This is a genomic window from Desulfotruncus arcticus DSM 17038, from assembly GCF_900113335.1.
In the GTDB taxonomy this organism is placed as follows: Bacteria; Bacillota; Desulfotomaculia; order Desulfotomaculales; family Desulfallaceae; genus Desulfotruncus; species Desulfotruncus arcticus.
Genome location: NZ_FOOX01000014.1, coordinates 67,365 through 88,763, shown reverse-complemented (window position 1 = coordinate 88,763; position 21,399 = coordinate 67,365). Strand labels below are relative to the sequence as shown.

General features: G+C 47.6%; 15 protein-coding genes. 7 read left to right on the top strand and 8 right to left on the bottom strand.

What is annotated here, in order from left to right; all coding sequences use genetic code 11:
• Positions 1 to 26 precede the first annotated feature (26 nt).
• Positions 27 to 6,134, bottom strand: coding sequence for an AAA family ATPase (locus BM056_RS17660; protein WP_092472868.1), 6,108 nt, complete (start codon positions 6,132 to 6,134; stop codon positions 27 to 29).
• A gap of 293 nt (positions 6,135 to 6,427) precedes the next feature.
• Here BM056_RS17660 and BM056_RS27690 point away from each other — a divergent pair, with 293 nt between their 5' ends.
• The 5 genes from BM056_RS27690 to BM056_RS17635 all read left to right on the top strand — a co-directional run bounded on the left by BM056_RS27690 (position 6,428) and on the right by BM056_RS17635 (position 12,116).
• Positions 6,428 to 6,712: a transporter suffix domain-containing protein gene (locus tag BM056_RS27690; RefSeq protein WP_131820785.1), complete on the top strand. Its 285-nt coding sequence runs from the start codon at positions 6,428 to 6,430 to the stop codon at positions 6,710 to 6,712.
• Positions 6,713 to 6,729: 17 nt separating this feature from the next.
• A complete protein-coding gene (locus BM056_RS17650; RefSeq protein ID WP_092472864.1) occupies positions 6,730 to 8,220 on the top strand; it encodes a GAF domain-containing protein in 1,491 nt (496 codons plus the stop codon).
• A 5-nt stretch (positions 8,221 to 8,225) separates the two neighbouring features.
• Positions 8,226 to 8,780, top strand: coding sequence for a hypothetical protein (locus BM056_RS17645; RefSeq protein ID WP_092472862.1), 555 nt, complete (start codon positions 8,226 to 8,228; stop codon positions 8,778 to 8,780).
• Between the two features lie 29 nt (positions 8,781 to 8,809).
• Positions 8,810 to 9,190 carry a response regulator transcription factor gene (locus BM056_RS17640; RefSeq protein ID WP_092473000.1) on the top strand — a complete coding sequence of 127 codons (381 nt, stop codon included), beginning with the start codon at positions 8,810 to 8,812 and terminating at the stop codon, positions 9,188 to 9,190.
• A 70-nt stretch (positions 9,191 to 9,260) separates the two neighbouring features.
• Complete coding sequence (locus BM056_RS17635; protein ID WP_092472860.1) at positions 9,261 to 12,116, top strand: [Fe-Fe] hydrogenase large subunit C-terminal domain-containing protein; 2,856 nt, start codon at positions 9,261 to 9,263, stop codon at positions 12,114 to 12,116.
• Here BM056_RS17635 and BM056_RS17630 read toward each other — a convergent pair whose 3' ends face one another.
• Positions 12,117 to 12,809, bottom strand: a complete 693-nt coding sequence (locus BM056_RS17630; RefSeq protein ID WP_092472857.1) for a response regulator transcription factor — start codon at positions 12,807 to 12,809, stop codon at positions 12,117 to 12,119.
• Positions 12,810 to 13,093: 284 nt separating this feature from the next.
• On the opposite strand from BM056_RS17630, the gene BM056_RS25685 reads away from it, so the two are divergent.
• Positions 13,094 to 13,780 (top strand): response regulator transcription factor, encoded by a 687-nt coding sequence (locus BM056_RS25685; protein ID WP_114319299.1) that lies wholly within the window; start codon positions 13,094 to 13,096, stop codon positions 13,778 to 13,780.
• A gap of 140 nt (positions 13,781 to 13,920) precedes the next feature.
• Here BM056_RS25685 and BM056_RS17620 read toward each other — a convergent pair whose 3' ends face one another.
• The 6 genes from BM056_RS17620 to argC all read right to left on the bottom strand — a co-directional run bounded on the left by BM056_RS17620 (position 13,921) and on the right by argC (position 20,845).
• Positions 13,921 to 15,132 carry an argininosuccinate synthase gene (locus BM056_RS17620; protein WP_174549975.1) on the bottom strand — a complete coding sequence of 404 codons (1,212 nt, stop codon included), beginning with the start codon at positions 15,130 to 15,132 and terminating at the stop codon, positions 13,921 to 13,923.
• 17 nt (positions 15,133 to 15,149) lie between these two features.
• The gene (gene argF / locus BM056_RS17615; RefSeq protein ID WP_092472853.1) at positions 15,150 to 16,094 is read right to left on the bottom strand and encodes an ornithine carbamoyltransferase; all 945 of its coding nucleotides are present in this window, start codon (positions 16,092 to 16,094) and stop codon (positions 15,150 to 15,152) included.
• 75 nt (positions 16,095 to 16,169) lie between these two features.
• Complete coding sequence (locus BM056_RS17610) at positions 16,170 to 17,363, bottom strand: acetylornithine transaminase (RefSeq protein ID WP_092472851.1); 1,194 nt, start codon at positions 17,361 to 17,363, stop codon at positions 16,170 to 16,172.
• Between the two features lie 20 nt (positions 17,364 to 17,383).
• On the bottom strand, positions 17,384 to 18,271 hold the full coding sequence (gene argB, locus BM056_RS17605) for an acetylglutamate kinase (RefSeq protein ID WP_092472996.1): 888 nt from the start codon (positions 18,269 to 18,271) through the stop codon (positions 17,384 to 17,386).
• A gap of 174 nt (positions 18,272 to 18,445) precedes the next feature.
• The gene (argJ, locus tag BM056_RS17600; RefSeq protein WP_092472849.1) at positions 18,446 to 19,660 is read right to left on the bottom strand and encodes a bifunctional glutamate N-acetyltransferase/amino-acid acetyltransferase ArgJ; all 1,215 of its coding nucleotides are present in this window, start codon (positions 19,658 to 19,660) and stop codon (positions 18,446 to 18,448) included.
• A 141-nt stretch (positions 19,661 to 19,801) separates the two neighbouring features.
• Positions 19,802 to 20,845 (bottom strand): N-acetyl-gamma-glutamyl-phosphate reductase, encoded by a 1,044-nt coding sequence (gene argC, locus BM056_RS17595; RefSeq protein WP_092472847.1) that lies wholly within the window; start codon positions 20,843 to 20,845, stop codon positions 19,802 to 19,804.
• A gap of 319 nt (positions 20,846 to 21,164) precedes the next feature.
• Between argC and BM056_RS17590 the strand changes: the two genes are divergently transcribed.
• Entirely contained in the window at positions 21,165 to 21,380 is a 216-nt protein-coding gene (locus tag BM056_RS17590; RefSeq protein WP_092472845.1) for a hypothetical protein, read from the top strand.
• Positions 21,381 to 21,399 lie beyond the last annotated feature (19 nt).

The window sequence follows — 21,399 nt, the reverse complement described above, 5'->3', positions numbered from 1 at the left end:
AATTATAAATCATTATTGACCTACGGCTAATTTTCAGAAGATAACTCAAGTTGGTTTTCAAGTGTTTTTTTAATATCACCCAGCTCAGCTAAAAATAAGTCGATACTAGCTCTTGAAACCGGGTATGCGCTTTTAAAACCCTCCAGATTTTTTTCTGCCGCCTGCCGTTCCAGACTCCTGATCATGTCAATCAACTTGCTGCAGTGAAAAGTAGATAAGGTGCCGGCCAATTTATGTACTTCTCGTTCGGCGCCAAGGGTATCGGAATTACTGATATGTGTTTCAATTCTATGTAATACCTGCCGGTAATCCTTCAAAAAATCTGAGATAATTTCCAGGAATACTTTCTCACCGTAAAGCGCGGCTTCTTCTAAAAAAACATGACGGTCGATAAAGCTTTCTTCTCCGGTCACATTAGTACTCTCCTTCGGTAATTTTCCAGTTGTACTAACTGATTTTATAGCCGATAATATTTGCACCAATTCCCTTTCATTAATAGGTTTGGACAGGTAATAATCCATACCCTTCGCAAGCAGCTTTTCCCTGTCTCCGATAATAGCCGACGCTGTCAGCGCGACAATAGACATATGCCTGCCGGTGCCCGCTTCATTCTGTCTAATGATCCGGGTGGTCTCTATACCGTCAAGCTCAGGCATATTCTTATCCATTAAAATACAATCGAAACTACCTGTTTTTAATCTCTCCAACACTTCCCTGCCGTTTAGCGCCAGAGTTACGTCACAGTTCAGATACTCCAGTAAAGCTTTAATATACTTTTGGCTGATAGAATTGTCTTCAGCAACCAGTATTTTTAGTGCAGCAAGCTCTCGCCTGTAGGGTTGCAGATATTCCCCGGCTTTAGTTGAAGACATTCCTCCGCAGGCGGTATGTCCCCTTTCCACTAATGATCTGCTGTTTTGACCACTATCCGCCGATACCAGGCGGATAGTGCACCTGAAGGTACTGCCCTTACCCAATGTACTATCTACAGTTATAGTACCCCCCATCATCTCAACCAGTTTTTTAGTAATGGAAAGTCCCAGGCCGGTTCCGCCAAACTTTCTGGTGGTGCTGCTGTCCACCTGGGCAAAATCCTGAAAAATATAATCAAGCTTATCCGGGGGAATGCCGATGCCGCTGTCTTTTACGGTTATTTCCAGAATAATTGCTCCAATCATTCCATCTTTAACGGCAGACAATACAAGTTCAACCTGGCCCTTCGTGGTAAACTTGGTGGCGTTGCTTAATAAGTTGGCAATAATCTGTTTGATTCTAAGGGGGTCCCCCCGCAAATCTTTTACGGATTCCTGCCGCAGGGTGGAAATTAGTCTAATGCCTTTTTCTTCCGCTTTTATTGTAAAGGGAGGCAGTATTTCCCTGACCAATTGATTTATATTGAAATTTCTTTCATCCAACTCAAGCATATTGGCTTCAATTTTAGAAAAATCCAATATTTCGTTAATGATTCCCAATAATGAACGGGCAGATAAGATGATTGAATTTACATTTTCCTCCTGCTCATAGTCAAGGCCGTTTTTTTGTAAAAGCCCGGCCATGCCGATCACGCCATGTAACGGAGTGCGCATTTCGTGGCTTACATTGGCCAAAAATTCATTTTTGGCTTGATTGGCGTTGGCCAACTGGATATTGGCACTTTCCAGCTCATAGTTTTTACGCCTAAGCTCCTCAGTTCTTTCTTCAACTATCCTCTCCATGCCCTGGTACAGCCTGGCATTTTCCAGGGATATGGCCAACTGAGAGGAAAGCACCTTTAAAACCAGCAGGTGCTGCTCGGTAAATGCTCCATCAAGCATATCGTTTTCCAGATACAGTAAACCTATCAGGCTGCGTTTTGATTCAACAGGCAGGCATAGCAATGACCTGGCCCTTTTATGATTGATAGACTGTTCATTAATGAAACGCTCAATCTCATACTCGCTATTGAGCAGCACACTCTCCCTTGAATTGACTACATAGTTTAGAAGTTTTTCGGAAACCTCGGCTTGTTCTTTTACATTAACGCCTTTCAGCACCTGCACTTGCCCACCGTCCGCGCTTCCCGACGCTTCAATGAACAGATCCCCGCCCCTGTCCATGATGAACAGAACTTTGTTGGCACCCGCGTTTTGTAAAACTATGCGCATCATTTTTTTTAGGAGTCCCTCAAGTACAATTTCTTCCGAAATAGCCTGACTGGCTTGTACTATTGTATTCACATCCAGCAAGAGGGGAGCGCTGTACTCAGCCGCTGTTTGTTCCGGCATTAAAATGCCATACTTTTGATTAAGCTGCTTTGCTTTTAAAGCGCAACCCCATTTTGCATAACAATACGCCGCATTTCTTGCATAATTCTCAGAGATGCTAATTTTTCCGGTAGAATGAAAATACTTTGCCGCCAGTTCGTTGGCCAGCGCCTCTTCCGGTAAAAAACCATTTTCTCCGGCCGCTTTGATAGACTTGTCATAATACTCCCAGGCCCGGCTATGGTTCTCCGCGGCCCGGGCCTGTTCAGCCAGAATGAGGAAGTACTTGTCGGTATTATTCCCAGGGGCGTCCCTGTAAAAGCTTTTAACTTCACGGAGACAGGCAAGCAGTCTCTTTTTATGTACGATTCTATCCCGGGCGGAGAAGCCGGCGAGTAATTCCAGGCGGATCAAAACGCTGTAAAAATTGTAAACCGGTATGCAAAAAGTTCCAATGGCCCCGTCCAGGTATTCTTCCACCGTTTTCAGGTTTTCCAGGGCTTCGTCATACTGTCCGAATAAATAAGCGATGATCATTTTATTAAAATAGGAATTAAATATAATTGAACGATCATTAGCTGCTTGATAATGCGGCAGCGCCTCTTCTTCATTGAAATACCGCCCGGCCAGTTTCCAGGGCTCACCCGATGTCCCCTGCAAATTTGCAATTCCCTGCAGGTACATCATGCAAACATTAATTGAGGTCTGGTTGTCGGTCCTGAACAGGTCATCCCTGTATTGCTCCATATCCTTCCGTATAGATGCAAGCTCCCTGCCGGCCAGGTACAGATAAACAAAGTGCTGCATCATCACATGGCCTGCGGAAGTCAAATCACCTGTGCTCAGCCCCTGCCGGTGGTTATAAGGGAAGCCGTTCAGCGTATTCCCAATATGCTCCCGCTGGTGTCTTAACAGTATTTCAAAGAGCAGGTTGGTCTTGCATTCAAAAGCTTTTGATTTTATTCCGGCCTGCAGCTCTATAGCCAGCTTGCCGAATTTATATCCCAGTGCTCTTTTTTTCAAATAGGCGCACAGAAAATGTCCGTATCCCGCGTAAGACACCGGCGTCAGAGGGGCAATGCCATGCCTTAAAGATATAAGCACCACATTCAGTGTGAGCATCACCATCACCGGAGCGGAGTAGCTGTATGCCGCAATACCCGCGCTGGTTATAATTCGCATCATGGCCAGGTACTTTGGGTCCTTCATTTCCGGCATCTTTTTAAGGTCGTCCAATGTACGGCCAGTAAGGGCCAGCCGGGTTCTGTAATACATTAGCATGATATCCGGGCGGGAAGGACGGCGGGAAATCCTAATCCCAAAAAGCTCTAAAACTTGCCGGGCTGTTTCAATGGCATCCTCCAACCGGTTTTGTACAGTTAAGGATTCAATTTTGATTTCATAAATTTTAGCTTGATCAAGAAGGGTTTTCCCCCTTTCCAGGACTGCATTTCCATACTGATCCAAGAGCGTGTATTGAGCGCCCATATAAGCCATTTCTGCTGCTTCAGTATAAAGCTCCAGGGTAATTTCGTAATTACTGTTCCAGCCATCATCGCCCAAAATCACAATTCCTTTGGAAAGATAGCCCAGACTCCGGTCATAAGCATAGCAGCTTTTGGCTTTCTTTCCTGCCCCCAGGTTAAGTCTGGCCAGCAGCAGACCTTTGTTATCAGCTAAAACCATATCTTCTGCCAAATTAAAATGGTCGGTAATCTCTAAAATGTTTTCAGCCTTTTCCCACTCCGGGTTTTGCTCCAGTAGTAAACAGCCGATGCAGTAATGAAAATTCTGTTTTTGTGTTTCTCCTACCAGGCTGTAAGCCGCCTGCTGCACCCGATCATGCGCAAAACGATAGCTAACAGGCATAGTTTTCTTTTCTGCATCAAATTCTACCGGGACTTGTTCAGCCACTAATCTTTCTTTGACCGCTTCCATAAGCATCTCGGCGGCGGCTGAGTTGGTAACGCCAAGTATTCTCGCCAGGGTCTCTACTTCAAACTTATTATTAATGCAGGCCGCCAGTTTGAGGGTCTGAACGGTTTTTTCCGGCAGCCCGGCAATTTTATGCACCATCAGGTCGACAACATTATCGGTAAAGCTTTGGTTAATCACCTGCTCAAAATTAATATCCCAGGTTTTGGCACTCCGGTTATAATTAATAAAACCCTCATCATGCAGTGATTTAATAAAATGAAAAAGAAAAAAAGGGTTGCCGCCTGTTTTTTCGTGGCTGAGTCTTACCAGCAGATCTGTCTGCTCACATTCGCAACGCATCATTTCCACAATTAACTGGCGAACATGATTTAATGTCAACGGTTTAATGGCCATAATTTCCGCAGCCCCGCTCTCCGCTGAGCGTGCCATTTCTATTATGGGATGCAATGGATGCGAACCGCTAATTTCATTGTCCCTGTACGCTCCTATTAAAAGAACATGCATTTTTTCTGCGCCTGACAATATGCGTTCCATGAGCTTGATACTGTTATTATCAGCCCACTGCAGGTCGTCAAGGAAAATAAGCAAAGGTTTTTCCTTAGAGGCCACAACTTGCAGGAAATTGATTACAACCTGATGCAACCTGTTCTGTGCTTCACTCAAAGGCAGTTGCTCCACCGGCTCCCGGAGGCCGATTATATTCTCCAGTCTGGGAAAAATATCAGTAATAATACTGGTATTGGCCCCTAACAGACCAGTGACTTTATTCTTCCAGGCGGAAATTTGGTCTTTGCTCCCGGCCAATATTTCCCTGAAAAGGCTATCAAAAGCCTGCACAAAGGAAGCATAAGGGGTGTTTACCCTGTATTGGTGGAATTTTCCTTGAATAAACATGCCACCGCTGTTTTTTACAGGCCTGTACAGTTCCTGTACAAGAGTCGTCTTGCCAACTCCCGAGTAACCCGCAATCAAAATAACCTTTGGGCTGCCTTCTCTAACTTGATCAAATGCGGCAATAAGCCGCTTGATTTCTGCTGCCCGGCCTAAAACCTTTTCGGGAAAATGTAATTTATCCGGCATATCGTACCGACCCACCGCAAAGAAGGGGATTTTATACACTCCGTTACTGTATTCAATATTTTGGAGACACTTTTCAAGGTCTTGCTTCAATCCTGCCGCAGATTGGTACCTGTCCTCGGCCTTCTTCTGCATCAGCTTGCCAACTATATCGGATAATACCTGGGGCATTTCCCCGTTCTTCCGGCAAACCGGCTCCGCCTCTCTGGCCAGGTGGGAATATATTACTTCTACATAATCATCCGACTCATAAGGCAAAACACCCGTTAACATTTGGTAGAATATCACCCCGAGGGAATAAAAATCCGTCCGGTAATCAACCTTTTGGGTTACCCTGCCCGTTTGTTCCGGAGAAATGTAAGCGACATCATATTTATTATTGGTCAGATTATTAACATTTTGGTCATGCGCAGTTATTCCGCTATATGAACTAAAACCAGCCAACTTAACTGTTTCACTTTTCAAATCAACAAAAACATTGGCCGGTGTTAAATGAGCATGTACGGTATTGGCATTATGTATAAAAGCTAAAATTCCGGCCAGCCTGACAGCGATTTTCAGGAACCGGTCAATGCTAATTTCCCCATGGCCCAGCATATTTGCCAGCACCTCTCCCCCAAAGTCTTCCATTACCAGAGTGGGGGCATAGCGATAGCTGGCCACCCCTAATACTTTCATGAAGCCCTCATGCGAAATACTTTTGGCGGCCTCTATTTTACCGTCGAATGCAAAACCTTTGTCCAGAGGGGGATATTCCCCATTAATCTGTTTCAAAACAACCGGAACGCCGTCACTTTCCCTTTTAGCCCGATAAAGGGTCATTCCAGCTCCCGTGTACATTTTTTTAATTATTCTGAACCCATCATTGCCAGTCATGCGGAATCACCTTCATGATTTTTACCCAATTATCCATCCCTTTTTAAAATACAGGAAATTGGTTACAAATAGTCGATTTATTGTTACAGAAATGTAAACAATCGCATTGGAAGTGGAGCATGCGGGCCGTTTTTTGCTTTTTAGGCCCGCTTAGCCACGAGTTAACACGCGTTAGCACCATGTTAGCATCAGCGCAAAGGGTATAAACGACAAATTTCGATCATCAGAAAATTATTTTACATAATTGTAACAAACTAACGAACCGTTGTTACAAAAATATTGTAAAAATATTAATGTTGCCAGTGGGAGATGATGCTTTGTGTACTCATGAGAAAACAAATCATCCGACAAGGATAAAGAGCATTGGTCTTGTTTTAATTACTTTTTCCTGGATTATCTACGGTATTATTTTTATCACTCCGTTCTCCAGCCTAAATTTAAAGATAAAAGCATTAATTTGTACTATATCTTACTGCTCCAGTCATGTTGTTTTTTGGACCGGAGTATTGATCGTTGGGAAAGAGGTTGCTAATAAATATAAAGTAATGAGCCTGTTAAGAAGATTTATGAGAATGTAGGGTTAGGAAGTATAAAAATGAGCAAAGAACCTCTGGTTAAATTAATATCAAAAAAAGACTTTAAGGCTTTTATTACCGATATGGAAACCTTAATGCAATCACCAATATGCATCAAAGATGCGGCCGGTAATGTCTTAATCGGCAGTGTCGGGAAAACGGCTTACGAATACCCGGTTAAATACGGTGAAATAAGAGCCGGACAGGTCTGCGGGGAAAAGGATGTCTCAACTGTTGCGGACCTCATTAACCTTAGACTTGACATGGAGCACGAGAAGAAGTCCCTGGGCCGGGAGCTATTGGAAAAATACCGGGAGATAACTTTTTATTTTAATATCACAGAACAATTGGCAGGGAACCTTGAACTCAAAGATACGTCCCGGTACTTGATCGCAGAAGCCAAAAGGTTGATTAAAACAGGGGATGTTACAATAGTTCTGCTGGAGAATAACGAAAAGGAAATTTTGGCTTCCTCAGAGTCTGAAGATTATGCCAGAGATAAGCTTATGGCTTGCCGGTCAGTCATCGACAGTGTTGTAGCCAATGTTAAATCAGAAGTAATTAACACACTTCCGGCGGACCACAGATACATTGACGGAAACGTAAAGGTCAGCTCTTTGATCTGTGCTCCTCTGGCGATAAAAAGTAAAGTGCTGGGTGTAATGCTGGTAAGCAGCGAACAGCCGGTGGATTTTACCGCCGGCGACTTGAAACTGCTGTCCACAGTAGCGTATCAGACAGCCGCGGCCATTGAAAACGCCAAATTATTTGCCAGGCTAAAAGAGACCATAGCAGATCTGAAACAAAAAAAAGAGGAACTCACCGCCTCAATAAAAATCCGCATGGAATTCGGCCAAATATTTATCAGTGTCGTGCTGATGGTTTGCCTGTATACCTTCCTTATTGTCATGCTGAATAAAATCAACGCCGGAGACGGGATAATCTATATCATCAGCCGGTTAATTGAAGTCACATTTGTGTTGGCCAACGTGTGGCTGGTTTTCAGGAGCGGGCTGCCGCTGTCCAGTTTTGGCCTGACTTTGGAAAACGGGAAAAAATCTATTCTTGAGTCACTGGCTGTCAGTTTCTTATTAATGTTCGCCCTGGTAGTTTTAAAATATTATCTGGTGAAAACCGTGCCGGCTTTTCACAACGAGACAGTCTTTGCCTGGCAATACCTCGGGTGGGATTATGCCACCTATATCCTGGTGGCGCCCCTACAGGAATTTCTGTGCCGGGGAGTGCTGCAGGGGTCTATTCATAGATTCCTGGTGGGCCGGTTTAACTGGCTGTGGGCCGTTATTCTTACCTCTTCATTGTTTGGCGTCTTTCATATCCACGAATCCCTGGAACTTGGGATTACGGCTATTATAGGCGGAATTCTCTGGGGAGGATTATATATCCGGCATAAAAATTTAATCGGCGTAAGTATAAATCACTTTTTAATCGGCAACTGGCTGGGGGTTCTGGGGCTTTGGAACCTCATCACGCACAGCGGAACTGGAGGTTAAAGCTAATGTACACTTTGAGTGGACAAATCAAGTGGTCTTCTACTCGTATTTTGTATTATTTAAGCCTGGCCTTGATGACCTTTACCGGAGGGCTGTTCATATATATCGCGGCCCCTTATTCGTCCTTCGTTTTTTTTAATGATCCGGCTTTCTGGAAATACCATAAATATTTTCCCAAATTGATTGTTCAGTTATATCGTCTAATCCTCCTGTGGATGTTTGATCCACATTACAGGGGGATGTACGCCCAGCCCCTAACGGCTCCGCCCTCTTCCGGCCCTGATCCCGCCAGGGTGAAGCTGTCAGCTGAATGGAAGAATAATCAGCATGATTGTGCCAGATGCATAAATTGCTGCATAAAAATCAACTGTCCATTACTGGATTATGAGGGGAAAAAGTGTCTCGTTTACAACTCTTTGTACTGGAGATATTTTTCTTGCGGCAGGTTTCCCGTTTCACAAAGACAGATTGACTACTACCAGTGCCCCAAGTGGGAAATGAGGGAGGATGTGCCGGGAAAAAAACCGGCGGATAAGAAAGAAGGCTTACTTTACACTTGATTGGCCCGGTAATAAGAGAGGGGTGCGATATGGCCGGTATACTGATTGTAGATGATGAGCCGCATATTAGAATTCTTTTGGAGCAAACCCTTGAAGAGCTTGAGGATGAGGGTGTCGAACTGAGCACTGCCGACAACGGGCTGAACGCCCTGAACTTAATCAAAGATGAAAAACCGGATCTGGTTTTTCTGGATGTGATGATGCCCGGGATGAACGGTTTTGAAGTTTGCAGCGCTGTTAAAAACGAGCTGGGACTGAAGGATGTCTTTATTATCATGCTCACGGCCAAGGGCCAGGAATTTGATAAGCAAAAAGGCATTGAAGTCGGGGCCGATATTTACATGACCAAGCCCTTTGATCCCGATGAAGTGGTTGAAAAGGCCAGGAAAGTGTTGGGTCTGCCTGATTGATTAACACGGCTGGTTTTGTAATTATAGCAGGGTCGTTCATTTCGGTAGTGGAAAAGGAGATGAATTACGGGTGATAAATGGGGTCGTTTTTACCGACAAGGAAAAATGCGAGGCATGTTCCGCCTGCCTGCGCGTGTGCAGAACAAAGTCCATTAAAATTAAGGACGGGAAATCGGAAATAATCAAAGAAAGCTGCCTGAACTGCGGCGCCTGTATCAAAGTCTGCAGCAAAGGCGCAAAAAAATACCAAAGCAGCATTGAAAATGTTGAAAAGCTCTTGAAAACCAGAGAAACCGCTCTGGTTCTGGCCCCTTCATATGTAATTGTGGCCGTTAAAAAATACCGCTGCTCTCCCGGACAGTTTTGCACCGCTATGAAAAGGCTGGGCTTCGCGCACATATATGAATCAAGTTTCGGAGCCGACGTGGTTACCAGGGTCTACACTGATTACATAAACGACTTAATTGAGGAAAAGGGGCGGGAAAACACCCATGTAATCGCCAGTCCATGCCCGGCGCTGATGAATTATGTGGAAAAACACGCCCCCGCACTGCTGGATGAATTCGCTCCCATATTAAGTCCCATGGCGGCCCAGGCTCTGTTGGCCAGGCGATGGAACAGCGATAACACAGCTGTTGTCGGAGCCAGCCCGTGTATAGCGAAAAAGTCGGAATTACTGGATGAAAATCTCGGGCTGTTTGACGAGGAACTGACCTTTGAGGAGCTGATTCAACTGCTGGACAGCCGGAATATAGTGCCCCGGTCCCTGGCAGAGTCGGAATTTGACGGCATCCAGGCCTTATACGGCGCAGCTTTTCCCATATCCGGCGGCCTTACCAAAACCATGGAATTATTCACAGGAGAGTCCGGCTTTAATCCCATCGGCACCGGCCATCTGATTTTGGAGGGAGAGAGCCGTGCCGTACGTTATCTGGAGAAAATGGCCGGGGAAAAAATAAACGGCGGTACTTTGGCGGGATATCCCCTGCTGATTGATATTCTTTACTGTGAAGGCTGTATCATGGGCAAGGCGATGGGAGTTGAAAACGATTTCTGGGAAAACCGGCGCATTATTGCGGAATATACACGAAAGAGATTCCAAAGAGCCGCTAGAAATGATTTGACATGTAAATACGAGGGCTGCTCCATACTGGTCAAAAACACTGTGCAAGCTCCCGAGTTTGAGGCATGGCTGGACATCGTTGAACAGCTTCTGCAAGATAATACGTTTATCAGAACGTGGAATAACAGGCACTATGATAAAAAAGTGCCGGATGAGGCCCAAATTAAATCGATTTTGGAACTTGACGGCAAGTATTCGGCCAAGGACGAGCTTAACTGCGGCGCGTGCGGCTACGATACCTGCAGGGACAGGGCCATAGCCGTATTTAACGAAGAAAACGAGGCTGGAGGCTGCATCGTCCATATCAAGTATGAAGCAAAAATAAGTCTGGAAGAAAACAAGCGGCTGCAGGAACTGGACCGGATGAAATCAGACTTTTTGTCCACGGTTTCACACGAATTGAGGACACCGCTTACATCCGTTCTGGGGTTTTCTAAAATTATTAAGAAAAAATTGCAAGAATTAATTTTCCCACTGGTACAAACCAGTGAAAAGAAAGTTAACCGGGCCATAAAACAGGTTAACGACAATGTAGATATTATCATATCGGAAAGTCAGAGGCTGACTTCTTTGATTAACGACGTGCTGGACCTTTCCAAAATGGAGGCGGGCCGAATCGAGTGGGAAATGGAACCCCTTGCCGTAGAGGAAGTTATCAACAGGGCCGCCACCGCCACCTCCTCCCTTTTTGAGCAGAAGGGGCTTACATTAATCACGAACATTGAAGACGGCCTGCCTCAAATTGTAGGAGACCTTGATAGGTTGATTCAAACAGTGATTAACTTGATATCCAACGCGGTCAAGTTTACCGAACAGGGATCGATCACTTGCGGCGCAAAAGCTGCAGGGGACACTGTTATAGTTAGTGTAATAGATACCGGCATCGGGATTGCCGGAAATGACCTGGAAAAGGTATTTGAAAAATTCAAGCAAGTGGGAGACACTCTCACCGACAAGCCAAAGGGAACCGGTCTGGGACTGCCCATATGCAAGCAGATTGTTGAACAGCATGGAGGCAGAATCTGGGTGGAAAGTCAAATAGGAAAGGGCAGTAACTTCTCATTTGCCCTTCCAATGTTAAAAGGCAACAAAAATGACGTGAAAATAATCGACATGGATGCCCTGGTCAGCAAGATGGAAGCGCAGGTGGCACCGGTGCCCGGACACCCGAAAGACCAAAAGCGCATTTTGGTGGTGGACGATGACGCCAATATAAGGTTGCTGCTGCGTCAGGAACTGGAGACGGCGGGCTATTCCGTCAGGGAGGCGGCTAATGGCATGGAGGCCATTGATATGGTCAAGAAAGAAATGGCGGACCTGATTCTCCTGGACGTGATGATGCCCGGGATGAACGGGTTTGACGTAGCCGCAGTGTTAAAAAACGACCCGGCCACCATGGATATCCCTATTATCATTCTCTCTATCGTTGAGGATAAAGAAAGGGGTTATCGCATCGGCGTCGACAGGTATTTAACAAAGCCCATCAATGTAGAGAAACTGCTGGAAGAAATAGAAACGCTCATATCCCGGGGCGGATCCAGAAAAAAAGTGTTGGTGGTGGATGAAGACAAATCTACCTTGAATACATTGATTCAGGTATTGCAAACCAGGGGATATACGGTCGTCGGGGCCGGAGACAGTGAAGAGTGCCTGAGAGTGGCCATAGCGGAAAAGCCGGACATGATTATTGTTGACACGCTTTTTTCCGAGCAGCACGATGTGGTTAAGACGTTGCGGCTGGAAAAAGGACTGGAAAATGTATTGTTCCTTTTCACAGGCAAAGTCTCTCCCACTCGCCTCTAGTTAGTTACACAGTCGATAGCCAATACTCCTGACGGTCTCTATTATATTGGGATTCAGACCGTGCTCTTCCATTTTTTTTCTGAGCCGCCTGATATGGACATCCACAGTACGGGTTTCCACGTATTGCTCCTCGTGCCATAAAATATCAAGCAAGTTTTCCCTGGAAAAGACCCGGCCGGGGCTTTTGGCCAGGAGGGTTAATAGCTCGAATTCCATATGTGTGAGCAATACCGGCTCGTTATTAAAATGGATGGTGCGGTTGTTCAGGTTTATTTCCATACCGTACATAATCAGCGTTTGGGATTCGGGTTGTACCGCGGTGTCTGTCCTTCGGAATATTGTTTTCAGCCTGGCAATCAGCTCGTGGTACCTTACCGGCTTGCTCAGGTAATCGTCCGCGCCCATTTCAAGACCGACAACCGTTTCAATTTCGCTGTTTTTACAGGTAAGCATGATTACAGGTAATTGCCGGTGCGGGGAATTCCTAATCCTCCTTAAAACTTCCAGACCGTCCATGCTGGGCAGTACCACATCCAGTATTACTGCGTCCACGTGCTGTTTATCAAGGTTTTCCAGAGCCTCTTCCCCCGAGGCGCATGGTATGGCATGATACCCGTTTTTCTCCAGGGCCGCCCTCAATAATTTAAGTATTGACATGTCGTCATCCACAAGCATGATATTCTTTTTACTCATATGTATGCTCCCATTGGAACTTGATAATTAGTTACTTAATACTAAAAAATTTACATATTTGTAACAGTAAGATGAACTCCTGTAACAATAATACTGTATAAATATTATATAAATCAATATTTTCATAAAATGAATCTATTTGCCAGTATATTTAATACATTATGGATCGTAATTCATAAACCCCAACATATCCAGGGTCATCAAAACAGTGCTGCTGGGAATTAGATGGAAGGTTACCACGAGTAGGATGCACAACATCTATATTACGGGGGGGATTACTAGTTATGGATAAGATCAGGCTGCTTATAATCAGCGAGGATTCCTCTGCAAGGCGTGGCCTTTCAGCTATATTTGCTTCGGGAAACACGTTTGACGTGCTGGGCGGCTTTTCGCTGGATAGAGCCGGAGAAAAATCAGTTATATTGCAACCAGACGTAGTGCTTTTGGATATTTCGGGCGACATATCCGAATACCTGCCTAAAACCAGCCAGTTAAAGGAGAAATGCCCGTGCAGTTTGGTTATTGCACTGGTGGAGAACGAACATTGCAGTAACTTAAACGATGTTTTGGCGCAAGGTATAGACGGTTGCGTGCCCAGAGGCATTATGAGGGGATGCCTGGTTAATACAGTTGAACTGGCATGCAGGGCCGGAATCTTCTGTTTGCCCGGTTCTTACAAGAAAAAGATGGTATGGTCGGAAATAGAAAAAAAGAATCGTCTGGAACGGCCCGGTAATGGTTCCACCGTCAGTGGCGAGACTCTAACCAGGCGCGAGATGGAAATACTGCACTTAATGGCTCAAACTCTTTCCAACCGGGATATAGCGACGAAACTTTTTATCAGCGAACCGACGGTAAAAACCCATGTCAGCAGCATCCTGCGCAAATTGGGCCAGAATAACCGGGTCCAAGCCATAATCTATTCATATAAAACTGGGTTGGTAAACGAGCCCCTGCTTGCGCACAATTAAGTATTAATACTACACCGGGGTAAGCCGGTTCAAAAAAAAGAAACACAATACTAATCTAAAACGATAATCTATAAGATTATATGGTATAGACCACGGTTTAAGTACTGGTGCCAACCCCTTGGCCAGCACCAGTATTATTGCTATTCCAAACCTATTTTTCTTTTCATGAGCGCCCGGACTTTCAGCGGCAGGCCGAACAGGTTGATGAAACCCTCTGCGTCGGCCTGGGAGTATACTTCGTCGCGACCAAAGGTAGCTAAATCTTCGTTGTAAAGCGAATATGGCGAAGTGGTTCCGGCGGGTGTGCAGTTGCCTTTATAAAGCTTCATGCGCACAGTGCCGGTAACGGTACGCTGGGTGGAATCCACAAAGGCGTCCAGGGCTTCCCGCAGCGGGGAGAACCAAACCCCGTCATAAACCAGCTCGGCGTAACGGGTTGACACTACCTCCTTGTAATGCAAGGTAACCCGGTCCATGGTCAGCAGCTCCAGCTCACGATGGGCCAGGTATAGAATAGTCCCACCCGGTGTTTCATAAATACCTCTGGACTTCATGCCCACCAGGCGGTTCTCCACCATGTCCACAATGCCGATGCCGTTGGCGCCGCCAATTCTGTTCAGTTCCTCCACCAGCACCTCGGGTGCCAGTTCTTTTCCGTCGACCTTTTTAGGCACACCCTGCTCGAAATATATTTCAACATAAGTGGGTGCATCAGGCGCCTTTTCCGGCGCGACAGTCAGCAGCAGCACATCATCCGGTGGTTCCTGGCCCGGATCTTCCAGGGCCCCGCCCTCGTGGCTGAGGTGCCAGATATTGCGGTCCATGCTGTACGGTCTCGACTTGGTAACAGGTACGGGAATGCCCCTGGCCTCGGCGTAGTCAATGGCGTCGTCCCTGGAGCGAATGTCCCACTCCCGCCAGGGCGCAACTATTTTTAAATCGGGATTCAGTGCCTTGATGGCCAGCTCAAAGCGAACCTGGTCGTTTCCTTTGCCGGTGGCCCCGTGCGCAATGGCATCAGCGCCCTCTTTTTCGGCAATTTCCACCAGCTTTTTGCCGATCAGCGGGCGGGCCATGGAAGTACCCAGCAGATACTTGCCTTCATAAATGGCTCCCGCTTTAAGCGTGGGATAGATGTAATCGGTAACAAATTCCCGTTTTACATCTTCAATATATAACTTGCTGGCACCGCTCTTTAACGCCTTCTCATGCAGCGGTTCCAGCTCCTCACCCTGGCCCAGATCGGCGGCCATGGCGATTACTTCGTAGCCATAGTTCTCCTTCAGCCAGGGTATGATAATCGAGGTGTCAAGCCCCCCCGAATACGCCAACACAACTTTTTTCACATCCATCTTCCTCCTTAAATATTCTAATCCGCCATCAGCAAACCCAGCACGGCTTTTTGAGCGTGAAGGCGGTTTTCCGCCTCGTCAAAAACCACCGAGTGAGCACCGTCAATAATTTCTCCGGATACTTCCTCACCGCGGTGCGCCGGCAGGCAGTGCAAAAAGATAAAGTCCGGCGCCGCCCCCGCCGTTATCCGGGCATTAACCTGATAAGGGGCGAAAATATTGGCCCGCACCTGCTGCTCGCTTTCCTGTCCCATGCTGGCCCAAACGTCTGTTACCACCACATCCGCCCCGGCAACAGCTTCTTTCGGATCAGTAGTTATCACAATCTCCGATTTTGTTTCCACGGCGTCCGCGCGGGCCGCCGTAACAATTTCCTCATCCGGCAGGTAGCCTTCCGGAGCGGCGACACTGATGTTCATGCCCGTCTTGGCGCAACCAAACAGCAGCGAATGGCAGACATTATTGCCGTCACCCAGGTAAGCCAGTTTCAATCCTGCCAATTTCCCCTTATGCTCGCGGATCGTCAACAGATCGGCCAGTATCTGGCAGGGATGCAGCAAGTCCGTCAAACCGTTGATTACCGGCACACCGGCGTATTCGGCCAGTTCCGCCACATCACTTTGGGCAAAGGTCCTGATCATGATGCCGTCTACATATCTGCTCAAAACCCGCCCGGTGTCGGCGATACTTTCGCCCCGGCCCAGTTGCAAGTCGCCGGCGTTTAAGTAAAGGGCGTGCCCCCCCAACTGGTACATGCCCACCTCGAAACTAACCCGGGTGCGGGTTGATGATTTTTGGAAGATCATGGCCAGAGTCTTGCCCTTTAAGAGCTGGTGGTCCACTTTTTCCTTTTGTTTTTGTTTTAATTCCGCTGCGTAATCCAAAATATAATTAATTTCACCGGGGGTGAAATCATGCAGGGACAGCAAATCCCTGCCTTTTAAAGCATTTTTAATATCCATAAACAAGTTCACCATCCGAAAACTAATTTTTATCTCTCCAATTCCACCACTTGAACAATTCAGGATCGTCGTATGTTAATTTTTCTTTTGCAAAACAATATCCAGAATGTCCAGAGCCCGGTCAACGTCCTTGGTATTAATGATTAAAGGTGGGATAAACCGCAAAACATTATTATTAACGCAGTTGATTAAAAGACCATTTTCCCTGCAGCTGTTGACGATGCGACCGCCTTCGACGCTCATCTCCATCCCCAGCAGCAGGCCGAGGCCCCGCACCTCTTTGATGAAACTATATTTGCCGGCCAAATCGTTCAGCTTTTCTTTAAAGTATGCCCCTACCCGGGCGCAATTCTCCACTACGCCTTCTTCAAGCATGGCTTGCATGGCAGCCAGTCCTGCCGCGCAGGCCAGCGGGTTGCCGCCAAAGGTGCTGGCGTGATCTCCCGGTGCAAATCCGGCGGCCACTTCGGCTTTGACCAGCATCGCGCCGATGGGGAACCCGCCTCCCAGCGCTTTGGCCAGGGTAGCAATGTCGGGCTCGACACCGTAGTTCTCGTAGGCGAAGAATTTACCGGTACGGCCCAAGCCGCATTGCACCTCATCAAAAATAAGCAGCGCGCCGTTTCGATCACAGAGTTCCCGCACCGCGGCCAGATACTCAGCAGTAGCAACGTTAACGCCGCCTTCACCCTGCACCGGCTCCAGCAGCACGGCGCAAGTTTGGGGCCCGATGCTCTCTTCCAGGGCAGCCAGGTCGTTAAATGGAACATACTTAAACCCCGGCACCAGCGGCTCAAATCCCTGCTGGTACTTGGTCTGCCCGGTGGCTGTAACGGTGGCGAGAGTTCTCCCGTGGAAGGACTGTTTGGCGGTGATAATCTCATATTTCCCTGGACCGTGCTTTTTCCAGGCATATTTGCGGGCCAGCTTGATCGCGCCTTCGTTGGCCTCGGCACCGCTATTGCAAAAGAAAGCCCGGTTAAAACAGGAATTTTGCACCAAAAGCTCCGCCAGCTTCGCCTGGGGCTCGATATAAAACAGATTACTTACATGCATCAACTGACCGGCCTGCTCTCGAATTGCGTCCACCACGGCAGGGTGACAGTGACCGAGAGAATTAACGGCCAGCCCGCCTACAAAATCCAGGTACTCTTTGCCGTCGGCGTCCCAGAGCCGGGCACCTTTGCCGCAAACCGGGGCCAGGCCGATACGCCCGTATGTATGCATTACATATTTATCGCTTAATTGAATAATATCCTTGGTATTCATTTACTTTCTTCCCTCCTCGTCTATTTAATTACCATTGTACCCACGCCACGGTCAGTGAACACTTCCAGCAAAACGGAATGGGGCACCCGACCGTCCAGAATGTGAGTGGTGCTAACCCCGCCCCGCAGGGCGGAAACGCAGCATTCCACCTTGGGAATCATACCGTCTTCCAGGATTCTCCGTTCAATCAAATTCGGAACTTCATCCATCTTAACGGTGGAAATCAGTGAATCCTTATCGTTCCTATCGGCTAAAATACCCTCCACATCGGTCAATATAATCAACTTGTCGGCGTTTAACGCCACTGCCAGGGCACCGGCGGCGCTGTCGGCGTTGACGTTATAGCTTACGCCCCCTTCTCCCACGGCGACAGGCGCCACCACCGGAATGTAGCCCTCCCGGATGACGGTTGTTAAAATGCCGGGGTTAACCTGTCGCACTTCACCGACATGACCAATGTCAACAAGCTCATCCTGACCTTCCGGAGACCGCACCCGGCCCAGCTTTTTATCAGCCACCAGGAGGTTGCCGTCCTTGCCGGACAAACCCACAGCGCTGCCGCCTATATCATTAATCATGCTGACTATGTCCTTGTTAATTTTACCCACCAACACCATCTGGGCAATTTCCATGGTTTCATCATCGGTAACTCTGAGCCCGCCCACAAAATTGCTTTCCTTGCCCACTTTTTTTAACATACCGGTAATATCGGGGCCGCCGCCGTGGACAATAACCGGGTGCATGCCAACATACTTCATTAATACTGCGTCGGTTAAAACAGCTTTTTTCAGCTCGCAGTTTAACATGGCATGGCCGCCATACTTAATCACAACCGTCTTACCGTAAAATTTTTTAATGTAGGGCAGGGCCTCAACTAAAATGCCCGCCTTTTCCATGGGACTCAACAACAATACTTCCCCTCCAAACACCCGAAATCAGCTACGGCAATACTAATTATGCCCGTTATTATCCTGAAAAAAAGTTTTTACGTTACTTATATCTGGCGCTCCGGTGGTTCCCCCCGTGTGCTACGCTTACTCCGAGAAACCGCCGGATCACCTTGCCTGCGGTATCTATTCCCACTAGGAGCGGTAGCTGCCGTTGATGCGCACGTACTCGTAAGTGAGGTCGCAGCCCCAGGCTGTAGCGGAATAGTTTCCGCTTTTGAGGTCGATGTCAAACAGCACGTGTTTTTCGGCCAGCACCAAAGCGGCCTGTTCTTCATCAAACGGCAGCGCGGCGCCGTTTTCGGCAACTTTAACAGCACCGATAAATATATCCACATTATCCTGGTTGAAATCAGCGCCAGAGTAACCGGCAGCACAGATCACCCGGCCCCAGTTGGCATCCTGGCCGAAAACGGCGGATTTCACCAGGCTTGATCCAGCCACAGCCTTGGCGACTTTTTTCGCGTCTTCGGCGGAATGTGCGCCCCGCACCCGGACTTCCAGCAATTTGGTGGCGCCCTCACCGTCACCGGCTATGGCTATAGCCAGCTTCCGACATACCTTTTCCAGGGCTGCACAAAACGCGGTCAAGGCAGGGCCTTCCCCGCATATGACAGGGTTGCCCGCCGCCCCGTTGGCCAGTGCCAGCACCATATCATTGGTACTGGTGTCGCCATCCACAGTAATCATGTTAAAGGTGCGGTCAACAATTTCAGCCAACGCTTTTTTCAGCCACCGGGGGTCAATAGCTGCGTCAGTGGTAATAAAACTAAGCATGGTGGCCATATTGGGGTGGATCATACCCGACCCCTTGGCCATACCGCCGATGGTTGCATCAACATCGCCAAGTTTAACCGTTACGGCAATTTCCTTGGCAAAGGTATCGGTGGTCATAATCGCCTCGGCTGCGTCCGGGCCGCCATCACGGCTTAGCTCCGACACCGCCGCCTCAATGCCGGCCAAAACTTTATCCATCGGCATCAGCTGGCCAATAACACCGGTTGAACCCACCAGCACTTGTTCCGCGGTAATTTGCAGCAATGCACTTACCTTGTCTGCCATAGCCCTGGCGTCAAGCAAACCCTGCGGGCCGTTGCAGGCATTGGCGTTACCGCTGTTGGCCACAATGGCCCGGGCCTTGCCGTCGCTGATGTTTTCCATGGTCAAATGAACCGGAGCCGCTTTAACCTTATTAGTGGTAAAAACTCCGACCGCCGCAGCTTCCCGGTCGGTAAAAACCAGTGCCACATCCTTGGTATCATTTTTAATCCCGGCTGACACGCCGGCTGCGGAAAAACCCCGCGGTGCGGTAACTCCGCCTGTTATCTCTTTTATCTTCATCTCCGGCATTTACGGTTCCCTCCAGAGTTAATTTAGAATTCAGGAGTCAGGAGTAAGAATGCTCCGAGAGAATAGACTGTTCTCTTATTCTGACTTTGTCTTCTAACTCCTGTCTCCTGATTCCTATCTCCTGACTACTGACTCCTACATTTACGGGTAAAGTCCCGGTTTATCCAATCCTGTTGTTTCGGGCAGCCCAAACATAATGTTCATGTTTTGCACCGCCTGGCCGGCCGCTCCCTTGATCAGGTTATCTATGGCGGAAATCACCACCACCCTGCCGGTGCGCCGGTCTACAACCGGTACAACATCACAATGGTTTGATCCGGCCACGGCCTTGGTCTGCGGCAGCAGGCCCGGGGGCAGTAAACGAACAAAAAACTCTCCCCGGTAAAATTCTTCATAAATCGACCTCACCTGATCCAGGTTGATATCCTGCTTTAACCCGGCGTAAACAGTGCTCAAAATACCCCTGTTAATGGGCAGTAAGTGCGTGGTAAACGATATGATCATCTCTTCCCCGGCCAGCTTGCTCAGTTCCTGCTCAATCTCAGGTGTATGACGGTGAGCGGCCACATTATATGCCCGGAAGTTTTCATTCACTTCACAAAAATGGCTGCCCAGGGATAATCCCCTGCCGGCGCCGGAAACGCCTGACTTGCTGTCTGCAATAACACTCTTGGTATCAATCAGTCCATGGACAAGCAAAGGCGCCAGTCCTAAAATAACACTGGTCGGGTAACAGCCCGGATTTCCCACCAGCGATGCCTGTTTTATTTTTTCCCTGTATAATTCAGGTAATCCATATACCGACTGCGCTAAAAGATCGGGATCGGCATGCTCAACCTTGTACCACTGCTCGTAGGTATCCTTACTGTTAAAGCGAAAATCAGCTCCAAGGTCGATAAACTTTTTTCCATATTTCATTATTTCCCGGGCTACGGGAACGGCATGCCCGTGCGGCAGAGCTGCAAAAACAACGTCAACTTCCTGTACCAGCGAAGGGATATCCAGTTCCCGGCAATCCATTAAAACATGCTTGTACAGGTGAGGATATACCTCACAGAAAGCCTTGCCTCCGTAGCTTTGCGTAATCAGCGCAGCAAGTTCAGCGTTAGGGTGGGCCGCAAGAATACGGACCAGTTCGGCCCCGGCATACCCCGTAGCACCAATAATCCCTACTTTAATCTTCATTTGAACCCCTCCCCGGCAACAATAAAAACGACTTGGTTCAGATGGGGTTTTGACCCATACGTTGGGGACATTCCTCGACCCAAAAGTTTGACCCATAAGCAGAGGTGTGTCCCCTGACCGCTAAACCTTAGTCGCACTTATTTCGAGCTTACAGCCTGTTAATCCCCGACCTAAGGGCGGGGTTTTACAGGCTGTGCGAAGATAAAATAATTATACATACAGGTGAATAAAAATACAACAGTTTTCCACGCACAATTCATTACCGTTTTTCATAAATTACCTGTAAAAAGAAATTATTACAAGGAGGTTAACGGCTACTATGCCCAACGATAATAACCAAAATATGTTTAACAATCCCCTGGTAAGCCTGTTGTTGATGGTGGCAGCCAGCGTTCCCGACCCGCAGGGCAAACTAAACAGCCTGGGGCAGGCAATTAATTCGATGCGTGACGCAGTTAACAGTATCAATGCAGGTCTTGAAACTTTTCATACCCAAGTTATGCCCATGATTATGCGCCAGCCGGAGAAAAAATAATTAACCGGCCTATCCAGCC

Excerpts from the sequence above, each read along its gene's own strand:
- BM056_RS17660 (WP_092472868.1), bottom strand. The coding sequence starts at position 6,134 with ATGACTGGCAATGATGGGTTCAGAATAATTAAAAAAATGTACACGGGA.
- BM056_RS27690 (WP_131820785.1), top strand. The coding sequence starts at position 6,428 with ATGTTGCCAGTGGGAGATGATGCTTTGTGTACTCATGAGAAAACAAAT.
- BM056_RS17650 (WP_092472864.1), top strand. The coding sequence starts at position 6,730 with ATGAGCAAAGAACCTCTGGTTAAATTAATATCAAAAAAAGACTTTAAG.
- BM056_RS17645 (WP_092472862.1), top strand. The coding sequence starts at position 8,226 with ATGTACACTTTGAGTGGACAAATCAAGTGGTCTTCTACTCGTATTTTG.
- BM056_RS17640 (WP_092473000.1), top strand. The coding sequence starts at position 8,810 with ATGGCCGGTATACTGATTGTAGATGATGAGCCGCATATTAGAATTCTT.
- BM056_RS17630 (WP_092472857.1), bottom strand. The coding sequence starts at position 12,809 with ATGAGTAAAAAGAATATCATGCTTGTGGATGACGACATGTCAATACTT.
- BM056_RS25685 (WP_114319299.1), top strand. The coding sequence starts at position 13,094 with ATGGATAAGATCAGGCTGCTTATAATCAGCGAGGATTCCTCTGCAAGG.
- BM056_RS17620 (WP_174549975.1), bottom strand. The coding sequence starts at position 15,132 with ATGGATGTGAAAAAAGTTGTGTTGGCGTATTCGGGGGGGCTTGACACC.
- argF (WP_092472853.1), bottom strand. The coding sequence starts at position 16,094 with ATGGATATTAAAAATGCTTTAAAAGGCAGGGATTTGCTGTCCCTGCAT.
- BM056_RS17610 (WP_092472851.1), bottom strand. The coding sequence starts at position 17,363 with ATGAATACCAAGGATATTATTCAATTAAGCGATAAATATGTAATGCAT.
- argJ (WP_092472849.1), bottom strand. The coding sequence starts at position 19,660 with ATGCCGGAGATGAAGATAAAAGAGATAACAGGCGGAGTTACCGCACCG.
- argC (WP_092472847.1), bottom strand. The coding sequence starts at position 20,845 with ATGAAGATTAAAGTAGGGATTATTGGTGCTACGGGGTATGCCGGGGCC.
- BM056_RS17590 (WP_092472845.1), top strand. The coding sequence starts at position 21,165 with ATGCCCAACGATAATAACCAAAATATGTTTAACAATCCCCTGGTAAGC.